Origin of the sequence: Salinivibrio sp. SS2 (assembly GCF_001722075.1) — a bacterium.
Lineage (GTDB): Bacteria > Pseudomonadota > Gammaproteobacteria > Enterobacterales > Vibrionaceae > Salinivibrio > Salinivibrio proteolyticus.
On record NZ_MEBP01000030.1, the window covers coordinates 1 to 2,567 of the forward strand.

Consider the following 2,567-nt stretch of genomic DNA (forward strand, 5'->3'; position numbering starts at 1 on the left):
CTTATTATCTGAATTCAGGAGTGTCTCGCTGCTGCCGCTCCGCGGCTAAAGCCAAATACATCAAACTGAATTTTATTGATACCATCTATTTTCTCATCATGGTTAGTAATTACTTCTATAGCGTCTTTTAAGCTGTCTTGAATTTGATTAGACGCATAAATAGCCTTACTCCTAATACCATAATCTCCAGTCCCTGTTGCTTGGCCGTAAGTGGATTCATCTGCGGGCGAAATATTTTTACTATTCCCCGTTCCAATTCCAGTTATGTATTCTCTAATCAAAACAGCGTTCAGATCTGACGACAACTCTCTATTGGGATATCTTTCGAATAGTTTATACACATTAGTGATTTCATTCGCAGCACTTCCCTCAACCCCTTCTGGATACGCAAAACATGAATCTGGCAACTGTGTCGGCTTAATCGAGCTACTATCTAATCCAGTTTGTTTAGCCAGTATTTCACATTCAGTATCATAGTTGGCTTTCCACGTATTATAGTAACGGTCAAACTGCTGCTTACCCCATAATGCACTGTACGTATTATTGGCCGTACCATCAAAGAACACACCGAAGCGAAGCGTAATAAATTTGTACGCTCTTACTTTAAGAATATATGTTTTATCCGTGACGAGTTTTATTTTGTCGGCGGCTCCTTTTTGATGCCGTTCAGGAAGGGTGACTCTATTTTCTGGTAAATCAGTTAGCTCGTACTGAGGGAGCTCGGTCAGATCACCTGTCGTTGCTTCATGATAGATAACCTCTCCGTCATTGTATCCGGTATAGGTCGTTGAAAATTCCCGTACAGGGTCAGAGTCAGAGTTCACTGCGTGTTGACTGTCTTGCGCTTCACGTAACCAATCACCAAGATCTAACTTTATTTCAACAGGGCCGGGGGCAATGTCTTTAACCAAAATGGGTTGCTCACCCAAAGAAATGGGGTGCGCTTTTTGGGTGGCATCAATTAAGGTGCCTTTAACATCATTAAACGGCTGGTTATACTCATCACGAATAAGTAGCTCTATCCAGTGCTCACGCTTTTCACATGGTTGACAATGTGGGTTTACGCCTGTGTTACTCATACGTCGTTTCCCGTAATTTGAATATTTCTTCGCATTCTTTTTGTTCAAGATGCAGGGCATCACGAACCGCTTCTAAAGTTAGGGACGTCTCGTTGATTAAGTGACTGAGCACCAAACGCTCTGCATACTCATAATCCTTACCATTCTTTTTAGCGTCATTCAGCACCGCCTCAAAAACCTGAGAGGGCTTTTCGAGTTGCATTAGTGCATCGGGTAGACACTCCCAGAGGCGTCTCTCTAGAATCTTTGCATGCACATCTGTGCGGTAAAGTGGCGTTAAATGATGAGGTTTAATTATCCACCAAGGTGCCAGTCGTGGTTGGTATTGTTTATAAACGTCACTATACCATTGGCAATGTTGGCCATTTAAAAACGTTGTTAGCCTTTCAGCTGGCCCCAGAAGCGCAGAAAGCTCTTGCTCATCCATGGTGTGCAGCATGGGTAATAGCACTTGAGGGTCATAAAATCGAAACAAGACTTCCTCACCGTCAAGCGCAGCAATCAATAGACTCTGTAAATGGCTTAACAAAACATCGAGAGTCTGAGTACAAGAAAGGTACATGCCTTGCTGTAATACTTGTTCAGGCAGTTGCCTGACCGACTCAGTCACAGGTAGTAGCCAAGGAGAGAGTGATATTACAGCATCAAACATTTCACCCTGAAAAACCAATCGTGTATCAGGAAATGAAAGCTCCCCGTTGGCTTCTATCGCCTGTTTTAATGTGTTGTCTTCGACCAACCAATATATGTTGTCGATTTGTTCAGTGAACCATTGTTTTATCACTGCCCACCTCCAATAACAGGACATATTTTGACGGCTGGTATATGTGCTTCTTCAGCGGTTAATAGCGCCTCATAAGAAATCGTTTGGGCGGGCATTGGACTCTCTGGCGACTCCACCCCAAACGGGAGGGCGGCGACTTTACCCGCATAGCCACTGCCTGCACCGGGGCTGCCGCCTGAGTTGAGGTTAATCGCAGGGCCTACAAGGTGAACACCGCCGCCATTAATGCTGACAAAGCTGCCGCCGGCTTTGACAGTGATGCTACTTCCTGCCTCAATCACCGCTTTTTGACCGGCTTTGATATGAATTTCATTGCTGGCGTCATTCACCCACACTTGGCCAGCTTTAACATGCAGCGAGCCGTCGACAATCAGGGTTTGGTCTTGTTGGGTGTACTGGCGACTCTCTCCCTCCACGGTATGATGCGCATTGCCCATCACACGATGAAATTGGTCGTTGTGTACCTGATGGTGGTTGTCATGACCAATCTCGGTCACGCGGTCGTTTTCTACCTCGGTGTGCCAGTCTTTTTGCGCGTGTAAATACACTTGCTCACTGCCCGATTGGTCTTCGAACGTGAGCTCGTTGTAGCCCTCGCCTTGGTGGCTTTCACTGCGCCAAACCGTCTTGGTTTTGTGTGCCGGTAAAGTATAAGGCGGCACATTGGTCGCATGATACGTGCGGCCGGTGATAATCGGTTGGTC

Annotated in this window: 3 protein-coding genes; all 3 read right to left on the reverse strand. The window is 45.8% G+C overall.

All coding sequences use genetic code 11. The annotated features are described in order from the left end of the window. Positions 1 to 14: 14 nt before the first annotated feature. Positions 15 to 1,079 carry a DUF2235 domain-containing protein gene (locus BGK46_RS02065; RefSeq protein ID WP_069586820.1) on the reverse strand — a complete coding sequence of 355 codons (1,065 nt, stop codon included), beginning with the start codon at positions 1,077 to 1,079 and terminating at the stop codon, positions 15 to 17. Further along, positions 1,072 to 1,863: a DUF4123 domain-containing protein gene (locus BGK46_RS02070; protein ID WP_069586821.1), complete on the reverse strand. Its 792-nt coding sequence runs from the start codon at positions 1,861 to 1,863 to the stop codon at positions 1,072 to 1,074. Before BGK46_RS02070 ends, BGK46_RS02065 begins: the two co-directional genes overlap by 8 nt. Continuing rightward, on the reverse strand, positions 1,860 to 2,567 hold a 708-nt coding region (locus BGK46_RS17545), incomplete at its 5' end, for a bacteriophage T4 gp5 trimerisation domain-containing protein (protein WP_084781202.1). The genes BGK46_RS02070 and BGK46_RS17545, both read right to left, overlap by 4 nt.